Below are 24,904 nucleotides of genomic sequence, written 5' to 3'. Positions count from 1 at the left end.
CTATGGCGACCGGAACCGTGAAATGGTTCAATACTGAGAAGGGCTTCGGATTCATTCAGCCTTCAGATGGCGGCAAGGATGTGTTCGTACACATCACAGCCGTGAAAGAAGCGGGCCTGATGACTCTGACGGAAGGACAGAAAGTCTCGTTCGATCTGAAAACCGAACGCGGCAAAACGGCGGCAGGCTCGCTCCAGCTGCTCTGACCTCTCGGGCCTCGCGCGCTCATAGCGACCCTTGAAACGGCCGCTATGATGGGCGGTCGCGCGCGGCCCATTCACTGACGGGATGTGGGGCTGGCTCCAGATCTCGCAAGTGCCGGGGTGCATGGCACGGATGGCCGTGCGTGCGCTTACCGTGCGAAGTGCTTGGCGCCTGCCACGCAAAGTGCCACGCCGGCGCTAACGGCGACCATCGGCCAGCTCACGGCCTCATGCAGCAACAGAGCGGCGAGCATCAGCCCGAAGAAGGGCTGCAGCAATTGCAGCTGTCCGACGGCGGCGATACCGCCCTGTGCCAGGCCGCGATACCAGAACACGAACCCCACCAGCATGCTGAACACCGAGACATAGGCCAGGCCGATCCAGGCCGGCCGGCCGACATCGGCAAACGAGGCCGGAAGGGTCAACGCGCTGAGCGTGACCATGACCGGCAGGGAGAGCACCAGCGCCCAGGAAATCACCTGCCAGCCTCCGAGCTTTCGCGACAGTCGCGCGCCCTCGGCGTAACCGAGGCCGCAGATGATGACCGCGGCGAGCATCAGCAGATCTCCGACCGAGGAGGCGACAAAGCCCTGGGTCATCGCAAATCCGGCGACAAGAGCGCTGCCCAGGCAGGAGAACAGCCAGAAGACCGGGCGGGGACGTTCGCCGCCGCGCAGGACGCCGAAGCTCGCCGTTGCCAGCGGCAGAAGGCCAATGAAGACGATCGAGTGAGCCGAGCTGACATGTTTCAGCGCCAGCGCCGTCAGGAGCGGAAAGCCGACGACAACACTCAGCGCGACCACAATCAGCGGGAGAAGGTCGCTCCGTTGCGGTCGCGTTTGCCGGAAGGCGAGAAGCAGGCACAGGCCCAGCAGGCCGGCGATTGCGGCGCGTGCTGCGGTCAGGAAAACGGGGTCGAGATCGACCACGGCAACACGCGTTGCAGGCAGCGAAGCGCTGAAGATCAGCACGCCGAGAAAGCCGTTGATCCAACCGCTCATGCTCTTGTCCATCAGGAAGCCTCCGTTCGCGGCCTGCATTGGCCGGGATCTGCATCTTTTGCCAGAGACGGTGCATGACAGTTGGTGCAAACTGTCATGCTGCAAGTGGCAATACAATTAGGTGATTGCGTGACACTCCTGGACGATGACGGCACGCTTGTCGGGCGTGTCATGCAGGCTGTTCGCCAGCGCATGGCGGGGCGGGTGCTGGCTCCGGGGGCCAGGCTGCCCTCGATCCGCGCCTTTGCCGAAACGATGGGCGTCTCGAAGTCGACGGTGGTCGAGGCCTATGACCGGCTTGCCGCAGAGGGGGCGATCCGCTCGCGCCGCGGCTCGGGCTTCTATGTCGCGGGGCATCTGCCACCCCTGTCGCTGGCGGAGATCGGGCCGCGTCTCGACCGTGCAGTCGATCCGCTCTGGGTCTCGCGACAATCGCTGGAGGCCGGCGAGGATTTCCTGAAGCCCGGCTGCGGCTGGCTTCCCGCATCATGGCTACCGGAGGAAAGCCTGCGCAGGACACTCCGATCGCTCTCACGCGCCGATGCCTCCACGTTGGCCGATTATGGCACTCCGCTCGGGCTGTTGCCGTTACGTCATCTACTCGCCCGGCGCATGGCGGAGCATGGGATCGAGGCCGGGCCGGACCAGATCGTGCTGACCGAGTCCGGAACCCAGGCCATCGATCTGATCTGTCGCTTCCTGATCGAACCGGGTGATACGGTGGTGGTCGACGACCCCTGCTACTTCAACTTCCAGGCCCTGCTGCGGGCTCATCGAGCCAAGGTCGTCAGCGTTCCCTATACGCCGAACGGCCCCGATATCGTGCGCTTCGAACAGGTGCTCGCCGCGCATCGGCCACGGCTCTACGTCACCAATTCCGCGTTGCACAATCCAACGGGAGCCGTGCTGTCTCCCGTGATTGCGCATCGGCTGCTCAAATTGGCTGAGCAGTCAGGGTTGACGATCATCGAGGACGATATCTTTGCCGATTTCGAGTTGGAACCGGCGCCGCGGCTTGCCGCCTTCGATGGCCTCGATCGGGTCGTGCATATCGGCAGCTTCTCCAAGACGCTGTCGGCCTCGCTGCGATGTGGCTTCATCGCGGCGCGACGCGACTGGATCGAGGGGCTGACCGATCTCAAGATCGCCACGTCCTTCGGAGCCAGTCGGGTCTCGGCGGAGTTTTTACTGGGCGCCTTGAAGGATGGTACCTATCGCAAGCATATGGACGGGCTGCGTGGGCGGTTGGGGCGCGCCATGACGGAGACTTGCGCGCTGTTGAAGGCTATCGGAATCGAGCCGTGGATCGAGCCGCGTGCAGGCATGTTCCTGTGGTGTCGCCTGCCGGACGGGCTGGATGCCGCCGAGATCGCGCAGCGCGTGCTGGCGGAGAATATCGTCCTGGCCCCCGGAAATGCCTTCAGCGTGTCGCTAACGGCGGGACGATTCCTGCGCTTCAACGTCTCGCAATCGTCTGACCCGCGCATCTACACAGCGCTTGAAGCGGCGATGCGGCGCTGAGTGGTGCCAACATTGGCTGACAGGGGGGCGGGATCTCGCTGGCGCGAGGAAGGTGCTTGCTCTTTCTCCTCTTTTGACATAAAGATATCTTTATATGTTTTTCTGAATTTCGAAGGCTGATCCTTTGCGCCAACCCACGACGCTGTCCTCGTCATCCTTGCTTGCGGGCCTGCGCGCGGCCGGCGAGGAGACACGGCTGCGCATCCTGGCTCTGTTGGCGGAGGGCGAGCTCTCCGTTTCGGATCTGACCGATATTCTGGGGCAGTCTCAGCCCCGCATTTCCCGCCATCTCAAGCTCCTGGCCGAGGCCGGGCTGGTTCGTCGCTATCGTGAGGGGGCATGGGCCTTCTTCCGGCTCGACGAAGCGGGAGCGGGCGGCGCCTTCGCGGCCTCCCTGGCTGCGTGGCTCGATCGGGCGGATCCTGAACTCGCCGCGGACCGCGAGAGGCTCGCTGCCGTTCGCTCCACGCGCGCCGAGGCGGCGCAGTCCTATTTCGCCAGCGTGGCTCGGGACTGGGACCGGCTGCGGTCGCTGCATGTCCCCGACGATGCTGTCGAGGCGGCCGTCGAGGCGGCTGCCGGGGAGGGCTCTTCCGGCGCGATGCTCGACCTCGGCACGGGGACGGGCCGGATGCTGGAGCGGATCGCCCCAAAATTCGGCCGTGCCATCGGTGTCGATGCCAGCCATGCCATGCTCGCCGTGGCGCGCGCCAATCTCGAGAAGGCCGGGCTGTCCCGGGTTGAGCTGCGACAGGGCGATATTCACGCCTTGCCTTTCGCACGCGGGGCCTTCGATCTGGTGATCATCCATCAGGTTCTGCATTTCCTCGATGACCCCGGCCGCGCACTGCGCGAGGCGGCCGCGATGCTCGCCCCCGGCGGCCGGCTGATCGTGGTCGATTTCGCGCCGCACGAGATGGAGTTCCTGCGAACCGAGCACGCGCATCGCCGGCTCGGTTTCTCGCGGGCCCAGATCGCCGGCTGGTTCGCGGAGGCAGGATTGAGCTGCGATCTTTCCGAAGAGGTGACCTCGGCCGAGGGGGCGTCCGGCCAACTCTCCGTGATGCTCTGGCGTGGACGTGACCGGCGCGTGCAGGGGGATTTCCCGCTGCGTCAGAATTCCAGTTTCGAGGTGGCCTGATGAATGCGTTTCGCCCCAGCCGGCACGGCACCCGCCGGCCCAGCGTCTCTTTCGAGTTCTTTCCTCCGAAGACACCGGAGATGGAGACGACACTCTGGGAGAGCGTGCACCGTCTCGAGCCGCTTGGACCCACCTTCGTGTCGGTGACCTATGGTGCCGGCGGTTCGACGCGAGAACGCACCCACAACACCGTCAAGCGCATGGTTGACGAGACCCGGCTGAAGCCGGCGGCGCACCTGACCTGCGTTTCCGCCACCTGCGCCGAGGTCGACGACGTGATCCGCTCCTATTGGGCGGCCGGCGTGCGCCATATCGTGGCGCTGCGCGGTGACCCGGCCGGTGGACTGGGAACGGTCTACGAGCCGCACCCGCAGGGCTATCACCAGACCTCTGATCTGGTCGCCGGGATCCGGCGCGTCGCCGATTTCGAGGTGACAGTCTCGGCCTATCCCGAAAAGCATCCGGAAGCGGCCTCGCTCGATGCCGATATCGATGCCCTGAAGAAGAAGGTCGATGCCGGTGCGACCCGGGCGATCACTCAGTTCTTCTTCGATAACGACGTCTATTTCCGCTATCTCGACAAGGTCAGGGCTCGGGGGATCGATATCCCGATCCTGCCCGGAATCGTCCCCGTCCTGAATTTCAAGCAGACGGCGAGCTTCGCCACCAAGACGGGCGCGAGCGTGCCGCAATGGCTGGCCGATCGGTTCGAGGGCCTGGAAGACGACGCCGCGACGCGCCGGCTCGTGGCGGCCGCGGTTTGCGCCGAGCAGGTGCTCGACCTGATCGACCGTGGCGTCTCCGACCTGCATTTCTACACGATGAACAAGGCCGACCTGGTCTACGCGATCTGCCATCTTGTCGGCTTGAAGCCCGACAGGGCCGCGCCGCAGCAGGCGGCCGCGGAGTAGCGTGCCAGCCGTCATTGGGAGCAAAGCGATCCAGCCTGTCTTCAGTGGCCTCTGGATTGCTCCGTCGCTTTGCTCCTCGCAATGACGGGAAGACCATACGAGCAGAGTTTCATGACGAAGGCGTTCGCGATGTCAGACTACAATCCCAGCCAGGTCGATGGCATCGAGATCGAGCGCGCGCTTCGCCAGTCCGCGTCCGAGCGCATCCTCGTGCTCGACGGTGCGATGGGGACGCAGATCCAGAACCTGAAGCTCTCGGAAGCAGAGTTTCGCGGCGAGCGCTTCAAGGGCTGGAACCACGATCTCAAGGGCAATAACGACCTGCTGGTCCTGACCCAGCCGGACGCCATTCGCGAAATCCACCTCGCCTATTTCCAGGCGGGTGCCGATATCGTCGAAACCAACACGTTTTCGTCGACGCAGATCGCCCAGGCCGATTACGGCATGGAGGCGCTCGCCTATGAGCTGAACGTCGCCTCGGCGAAGCTCGCGCGCGAAGCGGCCGCTCTCGCTCAGAAGGTCGATGGGCGCCGTCGTTTCGTTGCCGGCGCGATTGGGCCGACGAACCGTACGCTTTCGATCTCGCCGGATGTGAACAATCCGGGTTTCCGCGCGGTGACCTTCGATCAGGTGCGCGAATCCTATGCCGAACAGGTGCGTGGCCTGATCGATGGCGGTTCCGAGCTGATATTGGTCGAAACCATTTTCGACACGCTCAATGCCAAGGCCGCGATCGTTGCGATCGAGGAGGTCTATCGCGAGAAGGGCCTGCGCCTGCCGGTGATGATCTCCGGCACGATCACCGACCTTTCGGGGCGCACGCTCTCGGGCCAGACCACGGAGGCGTTCTGGAATGCGATCCGCCATGCCGCGCCGCTGACGGTTGGTCTCAACTGTGCGCTCGGCGCGCGTGAGATGCGGGCGCATATCAAGGATCTGTCGCGCGTTGCCGATACGCTGATCTGCGCCTATCCGAATGCCGGCCTGCCCAATGAATTCGGCCTGTATGACGAAAGCCCCGAGGCGACGGCCGGAATGCTCGCTGAGTTCGCCGATGCCGGGCTCGTCAATGTCGTTGGCGGCTGCTGCGGCACGACGCCCGGCCATATCCGCGCGATCGCGGAAGCCGTCGCGGGCAAGCCGCCGCGCGCCGTGCCGGAGATCAAGCGCTATCTGCGGCTGGCTGGGCTCGAGCCTTTCACGCTCGACGAGACCATTCCCTTCGTCAATGTCGGCGAGCGCACCAACGTCACCGGCTCGGCCCGCTTCCGCAAGCTGGTCAAGGAAGGCGACTTCGCCGCAGCGTTGGATGTGGCACGCGACCAGGTCGCCAATGGCGCGCAGGTCATCGACATCAACATGGACGAAGGCCTGCTCGATTCCGAGAAGGCCATGACCGAGTTCTGCAATCTGATCGCTTCGGAGCCGGACATCTCCCGCGTGCCGATCATGGTCGACTCGTCGAAGTTCCACGTCATCGAAGCCGGCCTGAAGACGATCCAGGGCAAGCCGATCGTCAATTCGATCTCGATGAAGGAAGGCGAGGAGGCTTTCCTCGATCACGCCCGTATCTGCCGCAACTACGGCGCGGCGGTGGTGGTGATGGCCTTCGACGAGACCGGCCAGGCCGACACCTTCGAACGCAAGATCGAGATCTGTACGCGGGCCTACAAGCTCTTGACCGAGCAGATCGGCTTCCCGCCCGAGGATATCATCTTCGATCCCAACATCTTTGCCGTCGCGACCGGCATCGAGGAGCACGACAACTACGGCAACGACTTCATCGAGGCGACCAGGGCGATCCGCGAGACCCTGCCGCATGCCCATATCTCGGGCGGCGTCTCGAACCTGTCCTTCTCGTTCCGCGGCAACGAGAAGGTCCGCGAAGCGATGCATTCGGTGTTCCTGTACCATTGCATCAAGGCCGGCATGGACATGGGCATCGTCAATGCGGGTCAGCTCGGCTCCTATGACGACCTCGATCCCGAACTGCGCGAGCTCTGCGAGGATGTCGTCCTCAACCGTCGCAAGGATTCGACCGAACGACTGCTCGATGCCGCCCCGCGCTTCAAGGGAGACGGTTCGGTTGCGATTTCCGGCAAGGACATGGCCTGGCGCGATAACCCGGTCGAGAAGCGGCTGGAATACGCACTGGTCAACGGCATCACCGCCTTCATCGACACCGATGTCGAGGAGGCCCGCGCCGCAGCCGAGAAGCCGCTCCATGTCATCGAAGGGCCGCTGATGGCCGGCATGAACGTGGTCGGTGACCTGTTCGGCGCCGGCAAGATGTTCCTGCCGCAGGTGGTGAAATCGGCCCGCGTGATGAAGCAGGCGGTGGCCTATCTCATGCCCTATATGGAGGAGGAGAAGCGCCTGAACGGTGGTTCCGAGCGTTCGGCCGCCGGTAAGGTGCTGATGGCGACGGTGAAGGGCGATGTCCATGACATCGGCAAGAACATCGTCGGCGTCGTGCTCCAGTGCAATAACTACGAGGTCATCGACCTCGGCGTGATGGTGCCGACGCAGAAGATCCTCGATGTCGCGCGCAAGGAGAAGGTCGACATCATCGGCCTCTCGGGCCTGATCACGCCTTCCCTCGACGAGATGGTCACCGTCGCCTCCGAGATGGAGCGCGAGGGTTTCGACATTCCGCTCCTGATCGGCGGCGCAACGACCAGCCGCGTGCATACGGCGGTGAAGATCCACCCGGCCTATAGCCAGGGGCAGACGGTCTATGTCACCGACGCATCGCGCGCCGTCGGCGTCGTCTCGAGCCTGCTCTCGCAGGACCAAAAGCCGGCTTATATCGAGGGCGTCAGGGGCGAGTACGCCAAGGTCGCCGCCGCCCATCGCCGCTCCGAGGCCGACAAGCAGCGCCTGCCGCTGGTGAAGGCGCGGACGAATGCCTTCAAGGCGGATTGGGCGAACTACACCCCACCAAAGCCGAGCTTCCTCGGCACGCGCGTGTTCCGGACCTATGACATCGCCGATCTCGTGCCGGTGATCGACTGGACGCCGTTCTTCCAGACCTGGGAGATGAAGGGACGCTTCCCTGCGATCTTGCAGGACGAGAAGCAGGGCGAGGCGGCACGCGCGCTCTGGGACGATGCGCAGGCGATGCTGAAGCGCATCGTCGAGGAGCGCTGGTTCAATCCCAAGGCGGTGATCGGCTTCTGGCCGGCCAACGCCGTCGGGGACGATATCCGGCTCTATACCGGGGAGAGCCGCCAGGACACGCTGGCGACCTTCCACGGCTTGCGTCAGCAGCTTTCGAAGCGCGACGGCAAGCCCAACATGTGCATTTCGGACTTCGTCGCGCCCGAGGGCATCGAGCGGCCTGACTATATCGGCGCCTTTGTGGTGACCGCGGGAGCGGAGGAGGAACGCATCTCCGAGAAATTCGCCCGCGACAACGACGATTACCGCTCGATCATGGTCAAGGCGCTGGCCGACCGCTTCGCCGAGGCGATGGCCGAACGCATGCACCAGCTCGTTCGCACGCAGTTCTGGGGTTATGCCCCCGACGAGAATCTCGCCAATGAGGATTTGATCCGCGAGGAATATCGCGGCATCCGGCCGGCGCCGGGGTATCCGGCCCAGCCCGATCACACCGAGAAGGAAACGCTGTTCGAGTTGCTGCAGGCCGAGCGGCGGGTCGGCGTGAAGCTGACCGAGAGCTTTGCGATGTGGCCGGGCTCCTCGGTTTCAGGACTCTATCTGTCGCACCCGGACGCCTATTATTTCGGTGTCGCCAAGGTCGAGCGCGACCAGGTCGAGGATTACGCGGCGCGCAAGGGCATGGCGATACAAGAGGTCGAGCGCTGGCTTGCGCCGATCCTCAACTACGAGCCCAGCGCCTATCGGCTCGAGGCCGCCGAGTGATGCTGCGGGCGGCTATCCCGGCCGATCTGCCGCGCATCGGCGTGATCCGGCAGGCCGTGAAGGAGAACGTGCTCCGCGACCCTTCCAAGGTCAGCGATGAGGAGGTCGCCTGGTATATGGAGCAGGCCATCTTCCTCGTCAGCGAGGAGGGCGGCGAGATTGTCGGCTTCACCTGCGCCAACCACCAGACGGCTCTCATCTGGGCGCTCTTCATCGCTCCCGATCACGAAGGGCACGGCCATGGTCGCGCACTCCTGGATGCGGCGCTGGAGCGGCTTGCGGAGAAGGGGCACCGGCAAGCATACCTGACGACAGGCGCGACGACCCGTGCTGCGCGCTTCTACCGCCAGCATGGCTGGCGCGACATGGGCCTTGCGCTCGACGGCCAGGCCGTCTTCGTCAAGCCGCTCGGACCGGTCTAGGCTTGCTTCGCTTCGGCGCTAACGTGGTTGCGTCGGCGCTTTAACCCGAGGCGGCCGAACTTGGTGACGGGAGCGCCGCCGATCGCCAGCCCCCGATCGCTGCCTCGCGGACCGCAGGGTCAGGGAGACGGCGCCGCCAGATCGACGTGAAAGACCTTGGCGATGATCTGCCAACGCCCGTCGAGCCGGACGGCGCTGAGCAGGTCGATGAAGGATTTCGGCCCGATGGCGCATGCGACGCGGGCGAGCGCGGTCACTGGTCCGGCAAATTCGATGGAGAGGATGCGGTCCTGCCGCGCCTCGCCCCGGCTGGCCGGGGAGGGGCGCTTTGCGACCATGGGCAGATAGGCATCCATGGTCAGATGGATGAGACTGCTCTCGCTGGCGCAGGCATAGATCGCCTGCGGATGGAAGACCCCGGCGAGCTTGTCGGCATCGCTGTGATAGAGGCCATCGAAATAGCGCGTCAGGACCTCGACGATTTCGGTAAAGCGGGCATCCATCGCAGACGGCTCCTTTAGATCAGGCCTTCGGCCTGCATCGCCTGGCGCACGGTGTTGCGGCCGGTCAGACGCTGCATGAAGGCCTGGAGCTTCGGCCAGGCATCGAGCGCAACGCCAGTATGGTTCGCCCAGTTCGTGACGACGAAGAGATAGGCGTCGGCGACGCTGAAGGTCTCGCCGAGAAGGTAGGGACGCCCGTCCGAGAGCTTCTGCTCGACGTCGCCAAAGCGGCGGGCGACCTTCTCCTTCGCTTCACGCCTGGCATCGTCGCCAATCGTGGTGCTGAACAGCGGGCCGAAGGCCTTGTGCAACTCGGAAGCGATGAAATTGAGCTCCTCCTGCAGCCGTGCGCGCGCCAGCGTTCCGGCCTTTGGCGCGAGCTCCGCCTCGGGCTTAAGGTCCGCGATATACTGGACGATCGCCGCGCCTTCGGTCAGCACCTCGCCGCTGTCGAGCTGCAACGCCGGTACGTAGCCGCGCGGATTGACCGTTGTGAAATCGGCGCCGGTCTCGGTCGTTCTGGTCTTGGTGTCGACCTTCTCCAGGGTGAATGGCAGGCCGGCTTCGCGCAGCGCGATGTGGGGCGAGAGCGAGCAGGCGCCGGGGGCGTAGTAGAGCTTCATGGTGTGCGTCTCCGTGTTGACCGGTGACCACAGGGGTAGGCAGGGCGATAACTTCTGTATACCCAGTAACTTGTCGTTACCGCATTTTCCGGTATCATTCCGGTAACCGGAGACAGCCTCGCATGGCGTTGAAGATACGGAAGAATCGGGCGAAAACTCCGCCGCCGACCTGCGCCGTCGGCACCTGCATGCAGGTTCTGGGCAAAGCCTGGACGCCGAATGTGATCTGGTATCTGAGCGCTGGTCCCCGTCGCTTCGGCGAGCTGCGCCATGACATGCCCCTGATCTCGGCCAAGATGTTGAGCGAGCGCCTGCGCGATCTCGAAAGCCGCGGCATCATCGAGCGGCGCGTGCTGCCGAGCTCGCCACCATCAGCCGAATATGGGCTGACGGGTCTCGGGTTGGAGCTGATGCCGGCGATCGAGGCGATCGTCGCGGTCGGGCAGCGTCTGAAGGAACGCATGGGGCAGGCGGCTGAAGCCGCCTGAAACGCTTCAGCCGGCGCGAAGCGCTCTCATATCCGCGAGCGCGCCCTGCATCGCATCCGCGCTGGGCTGTCCCTGCAATGGCTCGCCGAAGAGATGCAACCGATTGCGGCCTGAGGCTTTGGCGACATAGAGCGCAGAATCGGCTTCGGCGAAGCTCCGGTCAGGATCATGGTGTCGGCCCGGGAGCAGCATCGTCGCACCGATCGAGGCACTGATCTCGATCAACCGACCGTTCCAGGTGACGGGGCGCGCCAGCGCCGCGAGGGCCTGGTTCAGCCGGTGCAGGATATGGGACGAGCCGGCGGTCGAGCAGATCAGCAGCGCGAATTCGTCCCCGCCGATGCGGGCGATCGTCAACGCGTCGCTCAGCGTGGCCTCCAACCGCAGGGCCACTTGCCGCAAACATTCATCGCCAGCGGCGTGGCCGAGATGGTCATTGATCGGCTTGAACATGTCGAGATCGATGAGGGCGAGTGCGCCCACGGCGCAGCCGTCAGCCGGAATGCGCCGCAGCTCGGCTAGCTGCGCCTCGAACGCCCGGCGGTTGGCGAGGCCGGTGAGCGGGTCGCTATAGGCGAGCTGACGCAAGCCCTGCCACATCTGCTTCTCGCCGGTAATGTCCTGCTTGGCCCCATAGATGCGCCAGGGGCGCCCCCGCTTGTGCGTGATATCGGCACTCAGGCGCATCCAGCGGCTGCTCCCTCCGGCGGTCGTGATCCTGGCATCGAGGACAAAGCCCTTGCCGGTGCGGACCATCGTGGCGCGAAGGCGCTCCATCTCGGTGCGGGAATCGTTCGTGTAGAGTTCGACCGTAGATGGGCGGTGCAGGGTCGAGCCACGCGGCAGGCCGAAGAGATCGTAGACACCGGCTGTCCAGCTGAGTTGTTGGGTGGCGAGTTCGCATTCCCAGGCGCCGATACCGGCCAATAATGTGGCTTGATCGTAGAGGCGTCGGGCTTCGGCGTCTTGCAGCGACATGGGTTTCAGGTCTCGGCTTACGCGCCAAGCAACCAGCTTTGCGCGTTCGGCTGCGATACAATCGACGCTAGGCGATGATGATTAACGGGGTCTTGCAACGGTGGGGATTCGCTTTCGCGCTATTCCCGCCGCAGAGCTTCGATCGGGTCGAGGCGCGCCGCCTGCCGCGCCGGATAGAAACCGAAGAAGACGCCGATCATCCCGGAGACACCGACCGCGATCAGGATCGTCTCGATCGAGATGACCGAGGGCCAATTGGCGATGCGGGCGATGGTGAGAGCCGCACCGACGCCAAGTGCGATGCCGACGGCGCCGCCGATGGTCGCGAGCGTCGTGGCCTCGATCAGGAACTGGGCGAGCACGTCGCGCTGACGCGCACCCACGGCAAGCCGCAAGCCGATCTCGCGGGTCCTCTCGGTCACCGAGACCAGCATGATGTTCATGATGCCGATGCCGCCCACCAGCAGCGAAACGGCGGCGACGGCGGCGAGCAGCCAGGAGAGGGTGGTGGCGGCGGCCGTCGCGGTATTGGCGATCTCGGTCAGGTTGCGGACGATGAAATCGTCGTCCTGATCTTCGGGAAGCCTGTGGCGCTGGCGCAGCAGAGCAGTCGTGTCCGCGATGCCGGGAGCGATTGCGTCTTCGCTGGCAAATTTCACCATGATGGTCTGGACTGAACGATCGCGGGCATAGTTGCGGCCGATGATCCGGCGCCGACCGGTGTCCAGCGGCACAAAGATGACGTCGTCCTGATCCTGTCCGAGGGCCGACTGGCCCTTGGGCGCCATCACGCCGATGACCTTGAACGGCACATTGCGGATGCGGAACATCTGGTCGAGTGGATCCTGCTCGCCGAAGAGGTTCTTGGCGACGGTCTGGCCGATGACGGCGACGATCTCACCGCGCCGCAACTCCTCAGGCTCGAACAGCCGGCCCTCGGCCACGCTCCATTCGCGCGCGGTGAAGAAATCGAGATCGGTCGCCGTGATCTGTGTCGACCAGTTGGTGCCGGCGTAGACGGCCTGGGCCCGCGTGACAATGACGGGCGCTGCAGCAGTAACGTTCTCGACCTCGGCAAGGACGGCGCGGGCATCCTCGTCTGTCAGGGTCGAAGAGGCCCCCGCGCCCAGCCTGACGCCCCCTTGCGTGACATTGCCGGACTGGATGATGGCGAGATTGGCGCCGAGCGACTTGATCTGCCCGGTGACGCGTTCGCGCGCGCCGGAGCCGATCGCGACCATGGCGATGACGGCGGCTACGCCAATGATGATGCCGAGCATCGTCAGGGCCGAGCGCAGCGCGTTGGCGCCGATGGCGGAGAGAGCCGAGCGGATGGCTTCCCAAAAGCTCATGCCGCAACCTCGGCTGTCGGCGGCGCGTGGTCTAGCGCTGCCAGCGCGGCACGTGCGTCGGCGGGCTCCTGTCGCTGATCGGAAAGGATGTGCCCGTCACGGAAGCGAATGACGCGCCGCGCATGGCGCGCGACCTCGGCGTCGTGGGTGACGATGACGACGGTCACGCCTTCGTGGTTCAGGTCCTGGAACAGCGCCAGGATTTCGAGCGCGGTCCGGCTGTCGAGTGCGCCGGTCGGCTCGTCGGCGAGCAGAAGGCGCGGTTCGTTCACCAGGGCGCGAGCGATGGCGACACGCTGCTGCTGGCCGCCGGACAGCTGCATCGGCCGGTGATGAGCACGCTCCGCCAGCCCGACGCGTCCAAGCGCGGCAAGTGCCTTCTCGCGGCGTAGCTTGCGGTCGCGACCGGCATAGACCATGGGGAGTTCGACATTGGCACAGGCGTCGACGCGAGGCAGCAGGTTGAACTGCTGGAAGACGAAGCCGAGCTTGCGATTGCGCAGCTCAGCCAGACCATCGCTCGACAAGGTTTCGACCGCGACACCATCGAGCCGGTAATGGCCGCCGGTCGGCCGGTCCAGGCAGCCGATCAGGTTCATGAACGTGGATTTTCCCGAGCCGGAGGGGCCCATCACTGCGACCAGATCGCCGGCCTCGATCTCAAGCGACACCCGGTCGAGCGCGATCACGCTGCCGGAATCGAGGCTATAGATCCGGCTGAGTTCATGCACTTCGATCAGGGCCATGAGGCTGCCTTCAGAACAGACGCGGTCCGCGTACCGGTGGGCGGCCGGCGGGTTCAGCTGCGGCAGCGCTGCGCGGGCCGCCGCCGACGAGGACCTGCATGCCTTCCTTGAGGTCGCTGGAGACGATCTCGGTATAGGCGCCGTCGGTCGGGCCGAGCATAAGTTGGATCACCTTGGGCTGGCCCTCGCCATCGAGCACATAGACGCGTCCGGGAACTCCCCTTTGCGAGGAAGCGCGGCCTTCCTCCATCATGGCCTCGAACTTGGCGCGGCGTTCCGGATCGAGAGCGGCCGAGATCTTCGTGCGCATTTCGCTGCGAGCGGCGCGGAAGGCGGCGCGACGCTCGTCCTCGGAGAGGCCGGCCAACGCGGCACGACCGGGACCGCGGCGCTCCTCGAGGATGGCGGTGATCGCCTGCTTCTGTTCGGCAGTCGGCTGCAGCTCTGTTTCGAGGCGCTCGCGCAGCGCGGTGACGGCGCGGGCGCCACCGCGTCCGGCCTGCGGGCTTCCCGATGGGGATGCGGCGGCGCCTGCTGGTCCCGCCGCCTGACCGGGCGGGCGGAAGCGCAAGGCTGCATTGGGGACACGCAATGCGTTGCTGCGGTCTTCCGTAACCACCTGAATATTGGCCGTCATGCCCGGTAGCAGTGCCATGTCGCGGTTCTCGACGCGCACGACTCCGGTATAGGTGACGACGTTCTGGATGGTCTGCGCACCCAGTCGCACCATGTTGACGCGACCTTCGAAGGTGCGGTTCGGATAGGCGTTGACCGTGAAGGAGACGGGCTGGCCAGGCTGGAGGCGGCCCACATCGGCCTCGTCGATATTGGCGTAGATGTCGATCTCACGCAGGTCCTGCGCGATCTGGAACAGGACGGGCGCGGAGAGCGAGGCGGCGACGGTCTGACCAAGATCGACCTGGCGCTGCACCACGACGCCGTCGACCGGCGAGCGGATATCGGTTCGCTCGAGATCGATCAGGATGTCCTTGAGCTTGGCTTCGCGACTGGCGATCAGGGCCTCGCCGGACTGAAGCTGCCCCTCCGCCAGCAGGATGTCGGCGTCGAGCCCGTTGAGTTCGGCCTTGGCCGAGGCGATCTGCGCCTCGGTCGAGGCGAGCGTGGCGGTCTGGATCTCGACCTGGGTTCGGGCGCTGTCCAGGTTCTGCTGCGAGCCGGTGTTGCGGTTGAAAAGCTCGTTCTGCCGGTCGAACGTGCGTCTTGCATCGGCCAATTGGGCGGCGACGCGATCGCGCTGTGCTTCAAGGTCCTTGACGGTTGAATTGGCCTTGAGACGGCTCGACTTGGCGCGGTCGAGCTGGGCGCGCTTGACGATAAGGTCGGCCTTGCCTTGGGCGAGATCGGCGGCGGCAGCATCGCGCCGCGTCCGGATCTGGTCGCTGTTGAGCCGGGCTACCACCTGGCCGGCCTTCACTTGCGAATTGTAGTCCGCAAGGATCTCGACGATCTGGCCCGACAGCATCGAGCCGACCAGGACGGTGGTCATCGGGGTCAAGGTGCCGGTGGCGCGAACGGCTGCGGTGATCTGGCCCCGATCAATCGGCGCCGTACGATAGGCGACGTCACTGGCTGCTCCCCCCGTGGGGCGGATTGCCCAATAGCCTGCTGCTGCGGCGGTCAGACCAAGGCCGGCAGCGATCACCAGTTTGCGCAAGTCGTTGTCCCCGTCATCCGGCGCAGCCGGACACATTTCGCAAGGGGGGAACGATGCCAGAAAGCGAACAGGCAGGCGAGTTAACTTACTGCAATGTTGGCGTATGCCGCGCCCAGCTCCCGGGCTCACGCCATCCGCGCGCCCCGCGTCATCGCCACGAGGTCGCGCAGTGTCGTGATCGTCGAGGCATCGGCGACACCGTCGACCTTTTCCTGCCGCCAATGGCGTTGAAAGGCTGCGACGACGGCTTCGAATTTCTCGTCGTAGATGCCATCGACCGTGACGCCATAGCCGAGCATGGCAAACATCGCCTGCAGCGCCTCGACCGGCTGGCCGCTCTCGCCCCGGGCAAAGAAGCGACCGCTACGGATCGGGGCTGGCTCGGACCAGATGCCGACGCCGCCCTCCGCGAATTGCCGCCATGGGAATTTCTCACCGGGGTCGATCTTCCGGCCCGGTGCGATGTCGGAATGGGCCAGGACGCGCTCGGGTGGAATGCTCCAGCGCTCGCAGATGTCGCGGCTCAGATTGAGTGTGGCAATCACCTGTTCCGACGTGAAATCGGGCATGCCGCCGGGATGGCCGGGATTGGCGATCTCGATGCCGATCGAACAGGAGTTGATATCGGTCTCGCCGGCCCAATGCGAAGCGCCGGCATGCCAGGCGCGGCGGCCTTCGGGGACGAGCTGCAGCACATGGCCGTTCTCGAAGACAAAATAATGCGAGGAAACCTGCGAGACCGGGTTGCAGAGCCATTGCAGCGCTGCGCCTGCGTCGCTCATGCCGGTGTAGTGCAGGATCAGCATGTCGGGGCGTCGGAGGGCACCGAGCGCGTCCTTGCGCTCGCCGTGGTTCGGCGAGGGAAAGATCTTCGCGGCAAAGCGGCTGTCAGGAGTGGCGGCGAGGCTCATGCGGGCTCCGGAAGTCTGGCGGTGCCGAGGCCTCGCTCCGTCTCGATCAGATCCCAGGCAGCATTGATGGCAGCGAGGCGGCGCGTGGCGATTGCGATCGCTTCCTCGGGCAGCCCGCGTGCGATCTCGCGGTCGGGGTGGTTTTTGGCGACGAGGCGGCGGTAATGCTGTTTCAGCTGGGCATCGCTCATCTCCCGGCTGGCGCCGAGCACGAGGTAAGGATCGTCCGGCCGACGCATGTGGCGCGCTTCGATGCGGGCAAAGCCGGCGGCGTTGATCGAGAAGATCTCGGCCACATGGCGCAGATAGGCATGCTCGGCCTCGTGGATCGCGCCATCGGCCGCCGCAATCAGGAAGAGCCCGTCGAGCACGTCTTCCAGCAGCGCCGGCTCATCCTTGAAGCTCTCGGCGATCTGCGTAGCGTAGGCCTCGAAGCCGGCGCTTGTCTGCTTGGCGAGATCGAACAGGCTCTCGATCCGTGCCTCCTGCTCAGGAGGCACGGTCACGATGCGCCGGAAGGCCGCGATCTCGTCGCGGGTGACGACGCCGTCGGAGCGGGCCATCTTCGCGGAGAGGGCAACCAGTCCGGTCGTGAAAATCAGCTCGCGCGGCGCGGGGCCGAAGGGCGCTCCCTCGCGATCGACCAGGACGTGGCCGGCAAGCGCACCAACCAGCGCGCCGAGCGGGCCGCCCAGCGCCAGTCCAAGACCGCCGCCACCGAGCGCGCCCCAAAAAGACGAAACCATCGTTCAGGCAACTCCCGATTCAGCCCCGCGCGCAGTTTGCCCGGTCCAGCCGGGGCATCCAAGCCCGGTCCGACGAAAACCACCGCGATGCGCCACATGAAGCGACCTGGGGCATGGCGGTTGTCGCGCAGACGGGTGCGCCCGCACCCGCTCGGGGGGCTCTTCCGGCGCGCGCGCGATCCTCCGGGGGTGAAAAATGAGGATAAATACGGCTTCCGGCCCGGAATACGTCAGCAATGGGGCAATGGTTTGATTCGGCTCGTCCCGGTTGCGAACGCTTTGGCAGCGTGTTCGCGGCATCGGATAATACACGGAGTATACCTCTATCGTAGTAAAGGCATTAATAAAAACCGGGGGCGAGTATAGCTTAGATTCGCGCTGCCTGGCGTCAGATTATCAACACATTCTCAGATCAGTTCGGTCTCCCCATCAAACGCCTTTCTGATGGATGGGGTCCACAAAAGATGAAATATACCTCCAGCGGTGCAGCTGCCGCGCTCGTGATTTGCCTCGCCTCTTTGCAGTCTGCCAAGGCTGCTACGAATAGCGAGAGCGATGCTCTCGCCTTCATCGTCCGGGACGCGGAAATCAAGCGTGAGGCGTCTGCACAGGAGGCCGGTTCGGCGACGTCTAAGACCACGCCCCCCGCCCCGGCGGAACGCGGAAACCGCGCCAAGGCGGGCACCCACCGTCGTGCGGCACTGACTGCTCCGGCTGGAGCCGGTGGGCTCCAAGCGATCGTTGCACGCCATGCTGCCGCCAATGGCGTTCCGTTTGCGCTGGCCGACGCGGTCGTGCGCATCGAGAGCCGCTACAACCCCCGCGCCTCGAATGCCGGCAATCTGGGGCTGATGCAGATCCGCCACCAGACGGCGCGCGGCATGGGCTATACCGGCAGCGCCAGCGGTCTGCTCGATGCCGAGACCAATGCCCGCTACGCGGTGAAATATCTGGCGGAAGCCTACCGCCTGGCTGGTGGCGATACCTGCCGCACGGTGATGAAATACCAGAGCGGGCACATGGCCCAGCGCATGAGCGGGGCCAACCGCACCTATTGCGCCAAGGTCCGCACGATCAGCGCACAGAATTGACGGGCAACAGCCCCCGCCTCGCTTGACGCGGGCCGGGGGAGGGCGCACTAGCGCCGCTGCCAGTCGGCCGGACGGCCGCTCCCGTTCGCGGGGGAGGAAAGTCCGGGCTCCACGGAAATACGGTGCCGGATAACGTCCGGCGGGGGCGACCCCAGGGAAAGCGCCACAGAGATCGAACCGCCTCGCGCCTCGGCGCGGGGTAAGGGTGAAAAGGTGCGGTAAGAGCGCACCGCGGACCCGGCAACGGGGACGGCATGGCAAGCCCCACCGGGAGCAAAACCGAATAGGGACGATGCTTCTCCCGCAAGGGGGAGGGGGCCGGTTTCCAGGCCTGGTCGTCCGGGTTGGTTGCTCGAGGCGCGCAGTAATGTGCGTCCCAGAGGAATGGCCGTCACGTCGGTGCAGCAATGCGCCGGCCATCCAGAACCCGGCTTACAGGCCGGCTGGCACCTTCAGCCCCGCGGGGCAAAGAGCGGCTTGAGCCGCTCCTTGCGTCTCTACAGTGCGTAGGTCCACTCGGCCGGCACGAACTTGAAGGCCGCGCCGTCCTTCAGCACCTTGCCGAAGCCGGGGAAGGCGATATGCGAGCCGGTGATCAGGACGCCGTCGCTCGCCACCATGTCGAGCACGCGTTTACGCGAGGCCGCTGCCTGCTTGCCATCGAGATCGAACACGAAGGCGATGTCGGGACGTGCCGTCTGAAGCACGGCATTGTGGATGGTATCGCCGACAAGCATGAGTTGCTCAGGGCCTGAGTTGATCCGGAGCAGGCTGTGACCAGGCGTATGGCCCGGCACAAGCTCGAGGCTGAGGCCGGGAGCGACCTCACCGGGCTGCACCTTGCGGGTGCGGCTCGCATAGGGGGCGAATGCATTGCGGGCCGAGGCGAAGAAGGGCCTGGCTTCGGCCGGCGCCTGGGCGAGCACGCCCTCGTCATGCCAGAAGGCATATTCGGTCTCGTTGATGATCACTTCGGCATTGGGGAAGCGTGCGGTCTTCTCTGCCGTCAGCAGGCCCTCGGCATGATCCGGATGGGCATGGGTCAGGATCACCGCATCGACCTGCGCCGGATCGATGCCAGCCGCGCGCAGATTGCCTTCGGCGCGTCCCATCGTCGGGCCGAAGGCCGTGTTGAAGCCCGTTCCGGTGTCGACGAGATAGGTCCGCTCGCGGGTGTTGACGACGAAGGCGTTGACCGAGGTCGGCAGGCTCTCGCCCAGACCCGCATTGGCCAGGATCTGTTCGACCTGGGTGGGATCCGCGCCAAGGAAGGCCTGGGCATTCAACGGAATATAGCCGTCGAGAATGGCAGTGACTTCGATATCGCCGATCTTGCGGCGATAGATGCCTGCGACCTGCGCCGCCGTTTGCGGGGCGCGGGCAAAAGCGGGGAGTGCGGGCAGCATGCTGGCTGCAGCCGCGCCGGCGAGGAAGTTGCGGCGGTTGAACATGGTCTGTTCCAGAGGCGAGAGGGATCGAGGGCTTCCGGAAACGATGCCTGCGCCCGTCTTGCGCCGGGCTTGATCGTCTCGTGGTCGGGGCGGTGCCCGACCACGGGAGTTCAGATGGGCAGCGCGACCTCAGGCCGCAACCTGGAGATCGACGTCGATATTTCCGCGTGTCGCGTGGGAATACGGGCAGACGATATGGGCCTTCTTGACGAGGTCCTCGACCACGGCCTTGTCGACGCCCGGGACCGAGATGGTCAGTTTCACGGCGATGCCGAAGCCGGTGCCGTCGTCGCGCGGGCCGATGCCGACATCGGCGCTGACGCGCGCCTCCGGTGGAATCTTCACCTGCTCCTTGCCGGCGACGAATTTCAGCGCACCCAGGAAGCAAGCGGAATAGCCCATTGAGAAGAGCTGCTCGGGATTGGTGCCGTCGCCGCCGCCGCCGCCCAGCTCCTTTGGCGTGTTCAGCACCAGCTTGACGTTGCCCGTGTCGGTGGCGGCCTGGCCTTCGCGTCCGCCGGTGGCGGAGCCATGAGCGGTGTAGAGGATCTTCATGGTCGAACTCCTTGGCTTCGGGGGACCTGGGGTTTCTGTGAACTTGCGTGCCGATTTAGATTGTGCACAATTGAATTGTCAACAAGATGATAAGCGCATCACGGATCGGTGATCGGGCTGCGCGAAGCCCGGAGTTTGAAGGGCCCGTTGCTCCATGCCAAACGAAGAGATGATGACGCCGAAGGTTCCCGCCACGCCGCTTCCGAAGGCGGAGGAACAGCTCTGTTTCGCGATCTATTCCGCGGGGCATGCCTTCACCCGCCTCTATCGTGCGGTACTCGCCGAACTCGGTCTGACCTACCCGCAATATCTCGTCATGCTTGTCCTATGGGATCATGACGGCGGGACGGTGAAGGAGATCGGGGAGCGATTGATGCTCGATTCCGGCACGCTGACGCCGCTGCTCAAGCGACTGGAGGTCGCTGGTCTGGTCCGTCGGGAGCGCAGCCGCGAGGATGAGCGGCAGGTCCGGCTGAACCTGACCGAAGCAGGGCGGGCGCTCAGCGAGAAGGCTCGGCTCGTGCCTGAAAGGATGGCCTGCGCGATCGGTGGCTCGGCGGAGCGGGTCGCTGCGCTGACCGAAGATCTGCACGCGCTACGCCAGACGCTGCTCAAGGCTGCCGGCGGACCCGCGTAAAGCCGGTCCGCCATTTTTCATCGAGGTCGCCCGGTCGAGATGCCGTAGGCGGGCGCTTGTGCGTGCCGGATTTCCGAGAAAACGCCCGCGCTTACGGATGCTTAACCTTAACAGGCTGTGATGCGAACCAGGGCCGGCGTCACTGCGTCGGCGAATGCGATTCCATTGACGCCCATATTTGCCCATGCTATCCCAAATCATCCCGTCGAAGCCGGCAGGCAGAACGCAGAACAAGGTCCGTGTGCCGCGCGGATCTTGCGTCTCGATCCTGCTGTGCCTGCTTCGATGGGAGGCCTCGAACCCGCCGCCGAGGCGCTGCTACGCGCCGGTGGGGAGCGAGCCGGGAGGCGGCATTGACGGACCGCTTCGTCTCGAATTTCACCAATCGGCTGGATGCCAAGGGGCGCGTTTCGATCCCTGCGAGCTTTCGCGCCGTCCTGGCGAAGGACGGCTACGAAGGGCTCTACGTCCATCCCTCGCTCGATCTGGAAGCGCTCGATGCCGGCGGACACGCGCTGCGAGCGACGATCGACGACATTCTCTCTCGCTTTTCCCCCTTCTCGGACGAGTGGGAATCTCTCTCGACAGCGCTGAACGGCACCTCGGAGGTGCTGAAGGTCGATCCGGAAGGGCGTATCATGCTCAGCGAGACCCTGAGGGCGCATGCCGGCATCGCCGATGCGGTGACCTTCGTGGGCCACGGCCACAAGTTTCAGCTCTGGGAGCCGGCTCGCTTCCAGGCGCATCTGGAGGCGGCGCGCAGCCGCTTGCGCGACGTCAAGCGCACGCTGGGTTCGCACATGACCATGACACCGGGAGCGACAGGGGTATGACGGGGCACGGCAGCCGGGATCACGGGGCCGCTGGCGGGTCGACCCGACATGTTCCGGTCCTCATGGCGGAAGCCCTCGACGCGCTCGCGATCAGGCCGGGCGGACGCTATCTCGACGGCACCTTCGGGGCCGGCGGTTATTCTCGCGAGCTGCTGGCGCGAGAGCCGAATGTGACCCTGCTCGCGCTTGACCGCGACCCGACGGCAATCACCGGTGGGGCAGGGCTGGTTGCCGAAGCGAACGGGCGGCTGACCTTGTCGCAGGCCTGCTTTGGAGATCTCGCCAAGGAAGCCCGGCTGTTCAAGATGATCCCGCTGGACGGCGTCGTGCTCGATATCGGCGTCTCCTCGATGCAGATCGACGAGGCGGAGCGCGGTTTCTCCTTTCGCTTCGATGGCCCGCTCGACATGCGCATGGGCCGGGATGGGCAGAGCGCCGCCGACCTCGTCAATGAGGCGGAGGAGGGACTGCTCGCCAATATTTTCTATCACTACGGCGAGGAGCGTCGTTCGCGAGGCGTCGCACGCGCGATCGTCGAGGCTCGGCGCAAGGCACCGCTGACGACGACGAAGCAACTGGCTGAACTCGTGGCCAGCATCGTCTGGGTTGAGCCCGGCGGTGCGCATCCGGCGACCCGCGTATTCCAGGCCTTGCGCATCGCGGTCAATGACGAGCTCGGCGAATTGGTGCGGGCCCTGCACGCTGCCGAAGAGGCGCTGGGCGAGGGCGGACGCCTGGCTGTCGTGACCTTTCATTCGCTCGAGGACCGCATCGTCAAGCAGTTCCTGGCGACCCGCTCTGGGCGTGCACCGGCGGCTTCGCGCCATGCGCCGGCCACGACAGCGCCTGTCGCGACCTTCTCGCTGGTGACCAGGGGAGCCGTCGCGCCTTCCGAGGAGGAGATGCGGAGTAATCCGCGGGCTCGTTCCGCCAAGTTGCGTGCAGCGCAGCGCACTGCCGCTCCGGCTCGCGCGCCGGAGCCCGAGCTCACTGCGCTTGCAGGCGTGCCGTCACCGCAGCCTCGCCGGAGATCCTAGGGATGATCAAGCTCCTGCATGTGGTTGCGATCTGCGCTCTGGTCTCCTCGGCGCTCTATGCCTACACGATCAAATACGAGACGACGCTCGAATCCGAGCAGTTGCAAAAGCTCAAGGCCAAGGCGCAGCGCGAGCGCGATGCGATCGCCGTGCTCAAGGCGGAATGGCAGTTCCTGAACCGGCCCGATCGGTTGCAGACACTGAGCGAGCGCCATCTCGACCTCCAGCCATTCTCGGTGACGCAGGTCGTGCGCGCCTCGGATATCCCGAACCGCGGTCCGAAGGTGGATTCCATCGGCCGCAAGCTTGAGGATCTCGGCCTCGGTCTGCCGACCGAAACACCGAGGGATCGCAAGACGAGTGGCGTCACCACGCCGGGAGCCCGCCCATGACCGAGCCGAAGCTCTCTGCGACCGACCACCAGCGTCCGGACGATATCGAGGAGGGGCAGCCGGTGCCGCGCGGGCGGCTGCATTTCCTGCGCGATGTCTTCCGGATGAGCGGCGAGAAAAGCCAGCCGCGCGTCGGTCTCGTGATCCTGGGCTTCTCCGCCCTGTTCCTGGCCATTACCGGCCGTCTGGTGATGCTCGCCACCTTGCCGAACGAGCAGGTCGGTCTGCGCCGCGCGACCTCCAACGCGATCTCGGCCGCACGGCCAGATATCGTCGACCGCAACGGAACCGTTCTCGCGACTGACATCAGGACCGTCTCGGTCTTCGCCGAGCCGCGCAAGATCCTCGACAAGGACGAGGCAACCGAGCTGCTGACTGCCGTCCTGCCTGATCTCGATGCAAAGGATCTGCGCGACCGGCTCGGCACCAAGCGCGGCTTCATCTGGGTCAAGCGCGAGATCACGCCGCGCCAGCAAGCCGAGGTTCATCGCCTCGGCATTCCCGGCGTCGGCTTCGTGCCCGAGAACAAGCGCGTCTACCCGAATGGGCCGGCGGCGGCGCATGTGCTCGGCTTTGCCAATGTCGACAATGTCGGCATTGCGGGAATGGAGAAATATATCGACTCGCAGGGGCTGCAGGATCTGAACGGCGCCGGTCTCGCAACCCAGGCGTCGGATCTCAAGCCCGTGGCCCTGTCGATCGACCTGCGCGTGCAGCACCTGCTGCGCGACGAGTTGGTCAAGGGCATGGAGAAGTACCGGGCCATTGCGGCGGCCGGTGCGATCATGGATGTGACGACAGGCGAGATGATCGCCTCGGTGTCCCTGCCCGACTATGACCCGAGCAACCCGGTCGATGCGCAGGAGAAGGACCGTATCAACCGGATCAATGTCGGCGTCTACGAAATGGGCTCGACCTTCAAGGCGCTGACGGTTGCGATGGCGCTGGACTCCGGCAAGGCAAACATCAACTCCACCTATTCGACTGCAGGCGGCATGATGCGCTTCGGCCGCCATGTCATTCGCGAGTACCATGGCACGGGCCGAACACTGACCGTGCCGGAAGTGTTCGTGCATTCGTCGAATATGGGCTCGGTCAAGATGGCGCTGTCCGTCGGTGTGGAAGGCCACAAGGCCTTCCTGCGCAAGATGGCCCAGCTCGATCGCATGCGGACCGAGTTGCCCGAGAGCGCCGAGCCGCTCATCCCGCCGCGCTGGGGCGAGCTCAACACCGCGACCATCGCCTTCGGTCACGGCCTCGCGGTTGCGCCGATCCAGGCCCTGGCTGCTGTCGGGGCGCTGGTCAATGGCGGCAACCTGATCACTCCGACGTTCATCAAGCGCTCGGAGGAGGACGCCAAGCGCCTCGGGGTTCGCGTCATCAAGCCGGAAACCTCGGAGGCGATGCGCTACATCATGCGCATCAATGGCGAGCGTGGCTCAGCCCGCAAGGCGGACGTCCCGGGCTATTTCGTCGGCGGCAAGACCGGCACGGCCGAAAAGGTCATCGGTGGGCGCTACGCCAAGAACCGCAACTTCACGACCTTCATGGCGATCGTGCCGGCAGACAAGCCGCGCTATCTCTTCCTCTCGATCTATGACGAGCCCAAGGGCTATGCCGAGAGCGGGGGCTATTCGACCGCCGCCTGGAATGCCGGTATCACGACCGGCAAGGTCATCGAACGCGCCGCGCCGATCCTCGGCTTGCCGCCGCGTTTCGAACCGCCGGTCGCCCCGTTCCCGCTGATGGCGAAGCTCGGCGCCTGGGGAACGCGCTGAAGCAACGAAACTGACAGGCGAGAT

The 24,904-nt window shown here is 65.1% G+C and carries 24 protein-coding genes and 1 other RNA gene; 14 read left to right on the top strand and 11 right to left on the bottom strand.

Annotated features, from left to right (window positions below):
- Window positions 1-2: 2 nt before the first annotated feature.
- Window positions 3-206, top strand: a complete 204-nt coding sequence (locus AC1DIO_RS02435) for a cold-shock protein (protein ID WP_043233603.1) — start codon at window positions 3-5, stop codon at window positions 204-206.
- Window positions 207-352: 146 nt separating this feature from the next.
- Here the strand turns inward: AC1DIO_RS02435 and AC1DIO_RS02430 are convergent, their stop codons facing one another.
- On the bottom strand, window positions 353-1,216 hold the full coding sequence (locus AC1DIO_RS02430; protein ID WP_441505318.1) for a DMT family transporter: 864 nt from the start codon (window positions 1,214-1,216) through the stop codon (window positions 353-355).
- A gap of 159 nt (window positions 1,217-1,375) precedes the next feature.
- Between AC1DIO_RS02430 and AC1DIO_RS02425 the strand changes: the two genes are divergently transcribed.
- The 5 genes from AC1DIO_RS02425 to AC1DIO_RS02405 all read left to right on the top strand — a co-directional run bounded on the left by AC1DIO_RS02425 (window position 1,376) and on the right by AC1DIO_RS02405 (window position 9,084).
- The gene (locus tag AC1DIO_RS02425; RefSeq protein ID WP_441505370.1) at window positions 1,376-2,725 is read left to right on the top strand and encodes an aminotransferase-like domain-containing protein; all 1,350 of its coding nucleotides are present in this window, start codon (window positions 1,376-1,378) and stop codon (window positions 2,723-2,725) included.
- Window positions 2,726-2,849: 124 nt separating this feature from the next.
- Window positions 2,850-3,866: an ArsR/SmtB family transcription factor gene (locus tag AC1DIO_RS02420; RefSeq protein WP_476770606.1), complete on the top strand. Its 1,017-nt coding sequence runs from the start codon at window positions 2,850-2,852 to the stop codon at window positions 3,864-3,866.
- Window positions 3,866-4,777, top strand: a complete 912-nt coding sequence (metF, locus tag AC1DIO_RS02415; protein WP_441489334.1) for a methylenetetrahydrofolate reductase [NAD(P)H] — start codon at window positions 3,866-3,868, stop codon at window positions 4,775-4,777. The genes AC1DIO_RS02420 and metF overlap by 1 nt, the downstream gene beginning before the upstream one ends.
- 129 nt (window positions 4,778-4,906) lie before the next feature.
- Window positions 4,907-8,662 (top strand): methionine synthase, encoded by a 3,756-nt coding sequence (gene metH / locus AC1DIO_RS02410; RefSeq protein WP_441505371.1) that lies wholly within the window; start codon window positions 4,907-4,909, stop codon window positions 8,660-8,662.
- Window positions 8,662-9,084: a GNAT family N-acetyltransferase gene (locus tag AC1DIO_RS02405; RefSeq protein WP_441505320.1), complete on the top strand. Its 423-nt coding sequence runs from the start codon at window positions 8,662-8,664 to the stop codon at window positions 9,082-9,084. Before metH ends, AC1DIO_RS02405 begins: the two co-directional genes overlap by 1 nt.
- A gap of 119 nt (window positions 9,085-9,203) precedes the next feature.
- On the opposite strand, the gene AC1DIO_RS02400 is transcribed toward AC1DIO_RS02405, so the two are convergent.
- Complete coding sequence (locus tag AC1DIO_RS02400; protein WP_441505321.1) at window positions 9,204-9,587, bottom strand: nuclear transport factor 2 family protein; 384 nt, start codon at window positions 9,585-9,587, stop codon at window positions 9,204-9,206.
- A 14-nt stretch (window positions 9,588-9,601) separates the two neighbouring features.
- Window positions 9,602-10,210 carry a glutathione transferase GstA gene (gene gstA, locus AC1DIO_RS02395; protein ID WP_069879800.1) on the bottom strand — a complete coding sequence of 203 codons (609 nt, stop codon included), beginning with the start codon at window positions 10,208-10,210 and terminating at the stop codon, window positions 9,602-9,604.
- 122 nt (window positions 10,211-10,332) lie between these two features.
- Between gstA and AC1DIO_RS02390 the strand changes: the two genes are divergently transcribed.
- The gene (locus AC1DIO_RS02390) at window positions 10,333-10,698 is read left to right on the top strand and encodes a winged helix-turn-helix transcriptional regulator (RefSeq protein ID WP_441505322.1); all 366 of its coding nucleotides are present in this window, start codon (window positions 10,333-10,335) and stop codon (window positions 10,696-10,698) included.
- A gap of 6 nt (window positions 10,699-10,704) precedes the next feature.
- Here the strand turns inward: AC1DIO_RS02390 and AC1DIO_RS02385 are convergent, their stop codons facing one another.
- The 6 genes from AC1DIO_RS02385 to AC1DIO_RS02360 all read right to left on the bottom strand — a co-directional run bounded on the left by AC1DIO_RS02385 (window position 10,705) and on the right by AC1DIO_RS02360 (window position 17,106).
- Complete coding sequence (locus AC1DIO_RS02385) at window positions 10,705-11,676, bottom strand: diguanylate cyclase domain-containing protein (RefSeq protein ID WP_441505323.1); 972 nt, start codon at window positions 11,674-11,676, stop codon at window positions 10,705-10,707.
- 119 nt (window positions 11,677-11,795) lie between these two features.
- Complete coding sequence (locus AC1DIO_RS02380) at window positions 11,796-13,028, bottom strand: ABC transporter permease (RefSeq protein ID WP_441505324.1); 1,233 nt, start codon at window positions 13,026-13,028, stop codon at window positions 11,796-11,798.
- A complete protein-coding gene (locus AC1DIO_RS02375; RefSeq protein ID WP_441505325.1) occupies window positions 13,025-13,774 on the bottom strand; it encodes an ABC transporter ATP-binding protein in 750 nt (249 codons plus the stop codon). The genes AC1DIO_RS02380 and AC1DIO_RS02375 overlap by 4 nt, the downstream gene beginning before the upstream one ends.
- A 10-nt stretch (window positions 13,775-13,784) precedes the next feature.
- Entirely contained in the window at window positions 13,785-15,449 is a 1,665-nt protein-coding gene (locus AC1DIO_RS02370; RefSeq protein WP_441505326.1) for an efflux RND transporter periplasmic adaptor subunit, read from the bottom strand.
- Between the two features lie 125 nt (window positions 15,450-15,574).
- Window positions 15,575-16,360, bottom strand: a complete 786-nt coding sequence (locus tag AC1DIO_RS02365; RefSeq protein WP_441489327.1) for an N-acetylmuramoyl-L-alanine amidase — start codon at window positions 16,358-16,360, stop codon at window positions 15,575-15,577.
- Window positions 16,357-17,106, bottom strand: a complete 750-nt coding sequence (locus AC1DIO_RS02360; protein ID WP_441505327.1) for a TerB family tellurite resistance protein — start codon at window positions 17,104-17,106, stop codon at window positions 16,357-16,359. The genes AC1DIO_RS02365 and AC1DIO_RS02360 overlap by 4 nt, the downstream gene beginning before the upstream one ends.
- A 464-nt stretch (window positions 17,107-17,570) precedes the next feature.
- Here AC1DIO_RS02360 and AC1DIO_RS02355 point away from each other — a divergent pair, with 464 nt between their 5' ends.
- Window positions 17,571-18,197: a lytic transglycosylase domain-containing protein gene (locus AC1DIO_RS02355; protein WP_441505328.1), complete on the top strand. Its 627-nt coding sequence runs from the start codon at window positions 17,571-17,573 to the stop codon at window positions 18,195-18,197.
- Between the two features lie 59 nt (window positions 18,198-18,256).
- An RNA gene (gene rnpB, locus AC1DIO_RS02350) (RNase P RNA component class A) lies at window positions 18,257-18,648 on the top strand.
- Between the two features lie 46 nt (window positions 18,649-18,694).
- On the opposite strand, the gene AC1DIO_RS02345 is transcribed toward rnpB, so the two are convergent.
- Entirely contained in the window at window positions 18,695-19,648 is a 954-nt protein-coding gene (locus AC1DIO_RS02345; protein ID WP_441505329.1) for an MBL fold metallo-hydrolase, read from the bottom strand.
- A 129-nt stretch (window positions 19,649-19,777) separates the two neighbouring features.
- Window positions 19,778-20,203, bottom strand: a complete 426-nt coding sequence (locus tag AC1DIO_RS02340; protein ID WP_113513797.1) for an organic hydroperoxide resistance protein — start codon at window positions 20,201-20,203, stop codon at window positions 19,778-19,780.
- Between the two features lie 172 nt (window positions 20,204-20,375).
- On the opposite strand from AC1DIO_RS02340, the gene AC1DIO_RS02335 reads away from it, so the two are divergent.
- The 5 genes from AC1DIO_RS02335 (at window position 20,376) to AC1DIO_RS02315 (ending at window position 24,880) form a co-directional block, all read left to right on the top strand.
- Window positions 20,376-20,840, top strand: coding sequence for a MarR family winged helix-turn-helix transcriptional regulator (locus AC1DIO_RS02335; RefSeq protein ID WP_441505372.1), 465 nt, complete (start codon window positions 20,376-20,378; stop codon window positions 20,838-20,840).
- 353 nt (window positions 20,841-21,193) lie between these two features.
- A complete protein-coding gene (locus AC1DIO_RS02330; RefSeq protein ID WP_441489322.1) occupies window positions 21,194-21,673 on the top strand; it encodes a division/cell wall cluster transcriptional repressor MraZ in 480 nt (159 codons plus the stop codon).
- A complete protein-coding gene (gene rsmH / locus AC1DIO_RS02325; RefSeq protein ID WP_441505330.1) occupies window positions 21,670-22,710 on the top strand; it encodes a 16S rRNA (cytosine(1402)-N(4))-methyltransferase RsmH in 1,041 nt (346 codons plus the stop codon). The genes AC1DIO_RS02330 and rsmH overlap by 4 nt, the downstream gene beginning before the upstream one ends.
- A gap of 2 nt (window positions 22,711-22,712) precedes the next feature.
- Window positions 22,713-23,102: a cell division protein FtsL gene (gene ftsL / locus AC1DIO_RS02320; protein ID WP_113513791.1), complete on the top strand. Its 390-nt coding sequence runs from the start codon at window positions 22,713-22,715 to the stop codon at window positions 23,100-23,102.
- Window positions 23,099-24,880, top strand: a complete 1,782-nt coding sequence (locus AC1DIO_RS02315; protein WP_113513789.1) for a peptidoglycan D,D-transpeptidase FtsI family protein — start codon at window positions 23,099-23,101, stop codon at window positions 24,878-24,880. The genes ftsL and AC1DIO_RS02315 overlap by 4 nt, the downstream gene beginning before the upstream one ends.
- The last annotated feature ends 24 nt before the right edge of the window (window positions 24,881-24,904 follow it).

This window comes from Allobosea sp. 05T439 (assembly GCF_056396005.1).
The sequence above is the reverse complement of the archived record's forward strand: the minus strand, read 5'-3'. Positions and strand labels throughout refer to the sequence as shown.

Excerpts from the sequence above, each read along its gene's own strand:
- AC1DIO_RS02355 (WP_441505328.1), top strand. The coding sequence starts at position 17,571 with ATGAAATATACCTCCAGCGGTGCAGCTGCCGCGCTCGTGATTTGCCTC.
- AC1DIO_RS02435 (WP_043233603.1), top strand. The coding sequence starts at position 3 with ATGGCGACCGGAACCGTGAAATGGTTCAATACTGAGAAGGGCTTCGGA.
- AC1DIO_RS02360 (WP_441505327.1), bottom strand. The coding sequence starts at position 17,106 with ATGGTTTCGTCTTTTTGGGGCGCGCTCGGTGGCGGCGGTCTTGGACTG.
- metF (WP_441489334.1), top strand. The coding sequence starts at position 3,866 with ATGAATGCGTTTCGCCCCAGCCGGCACGGCACCCGCCGGCCCAGCGTC.
- AC1DIO_RS02315 (WP_113513789.1), top strand. The coding sequence starts at position 23,099 with ATGACCGAGCCGAAGCTCTCTGCGACCGACCACCAGCGTCCGGACGAT.
- rsmH (WP_441505330.1), top strand. The coding sequence starts at position 21,670 with ATGACGGGGCACGGCAGCCGGGATCACGGGGCCGCTGGCGGGTCGACC.
- gstA (WP_069879800.1), bottom strand. The coding sequence starts at position 10,210 with ATGAAGCTCTACTACGCCCCCGGCGCCTGCTCGCTCTCGCCCCACATC.
- AC1DIO_RS02430 (WP_441505318.1), bottom strand. The coding sequence starts at position 1,216 with ATGGACAAGAGCATGAGCGGTTGGATCAACGGCTTTCTCGGCGTGCTG.
- AC1DIO_RS02405 (WP_441505320.1), top strand. The coding sequence starts at position 8,662 with ATGCTGCGGGCGGCTATCCCGGCCGATCTGCCGCGCATCGGCGTGATC.
- AC1DIO_RS02400 (WP_441505321.1), bottom strand. The coding sequence starts at position 9,587 with ATGGATGCCCGCTTTACCGAAATCGTCGAGGTCCTGACGCGCTATTTC.
- AC1DIO_RS02385 (WP_441505323.1), bottom strand. The coding sequence starts at position 11,676 with ATGTCGCTGCAAGACGCCGAAGCCCGACGCCTCTACGATCAAGCCACA.
- AC1DIO_RS02335 (WP_441505372.1), top strand. The coding sequence starts at position 20,376 with ATGACGCCGAAGGTTCCCGCCACGCCGCTTCCGAAGGCGGAGGAACAG.
- ftsL (WP_113513791.1), top strand. The coding sequence starts at position 22,713 with ATGATCAAGCTCCTGCATGTGGTTGCGATCTGCGCTCTGGTCTCCTCG.
- AC1DIO_RS02375 (WP_441505325.1), bottom strand. The coding sequence starts at position 13,774 with ATGGCCCTGATCGAAGTGCATGAACTCAGCCGGATCTATAGCCTCGAT.
- AC1DIO_RS02380 (WP_441505324.1), bottom strand. The coding sequence starts at position 13,028 with ATGAGCTTTTGGGAAGCCATCCGCTCGGCTCTCTCCGCCATCGGCGCC.
- AC1DIO_RS02345 (WP_441505329.1), bottom strand. The coding sequence starts at position 19,648 with ATGTTCAACCGCCGCAACTTCCTCGCCGGCGCGGCTGCAGCCAGCATG.
- AC1DIO_RS02390 (WP_441505322.1), top strand. The coding sequence starts at position 10,333 with ATGGCGTTGAAGATACGGAAGAATCGGGCGAAAACTCCGCCGCCGACC.
- AC1DIO_RS02340 (WP_113513797.1), bottom strand. The coding sequence starts at position 20,203 with ATGAAGATCCTCTACACCGCTCATGGCTCCGCCACCGGCGGACGCGAA.
- AC1DIO_RS02425 (WP_441505370.1), top strand. The coding sequence starts at position 1,376 with ATGCAGGCTGTTCGCCAGCGCATGGCGGGGCGGGTGCTGGCTCCGGGG.
- metH (WP_441505371.1), top strand. The coding sequence starts at position 4,907 with ATGTCAGACTACAATCCCAGCCAGGTCGATGGCATCGAGATCGAGCGC.
- AC1DIO_RS02365 (WP_441489327.1), bottom strand. The coding sequence starts at position 16,360 with ATGAGCCTCGCCGCCACTCCTGACAGCCGCTTTGCCGCGAAGATCTTT.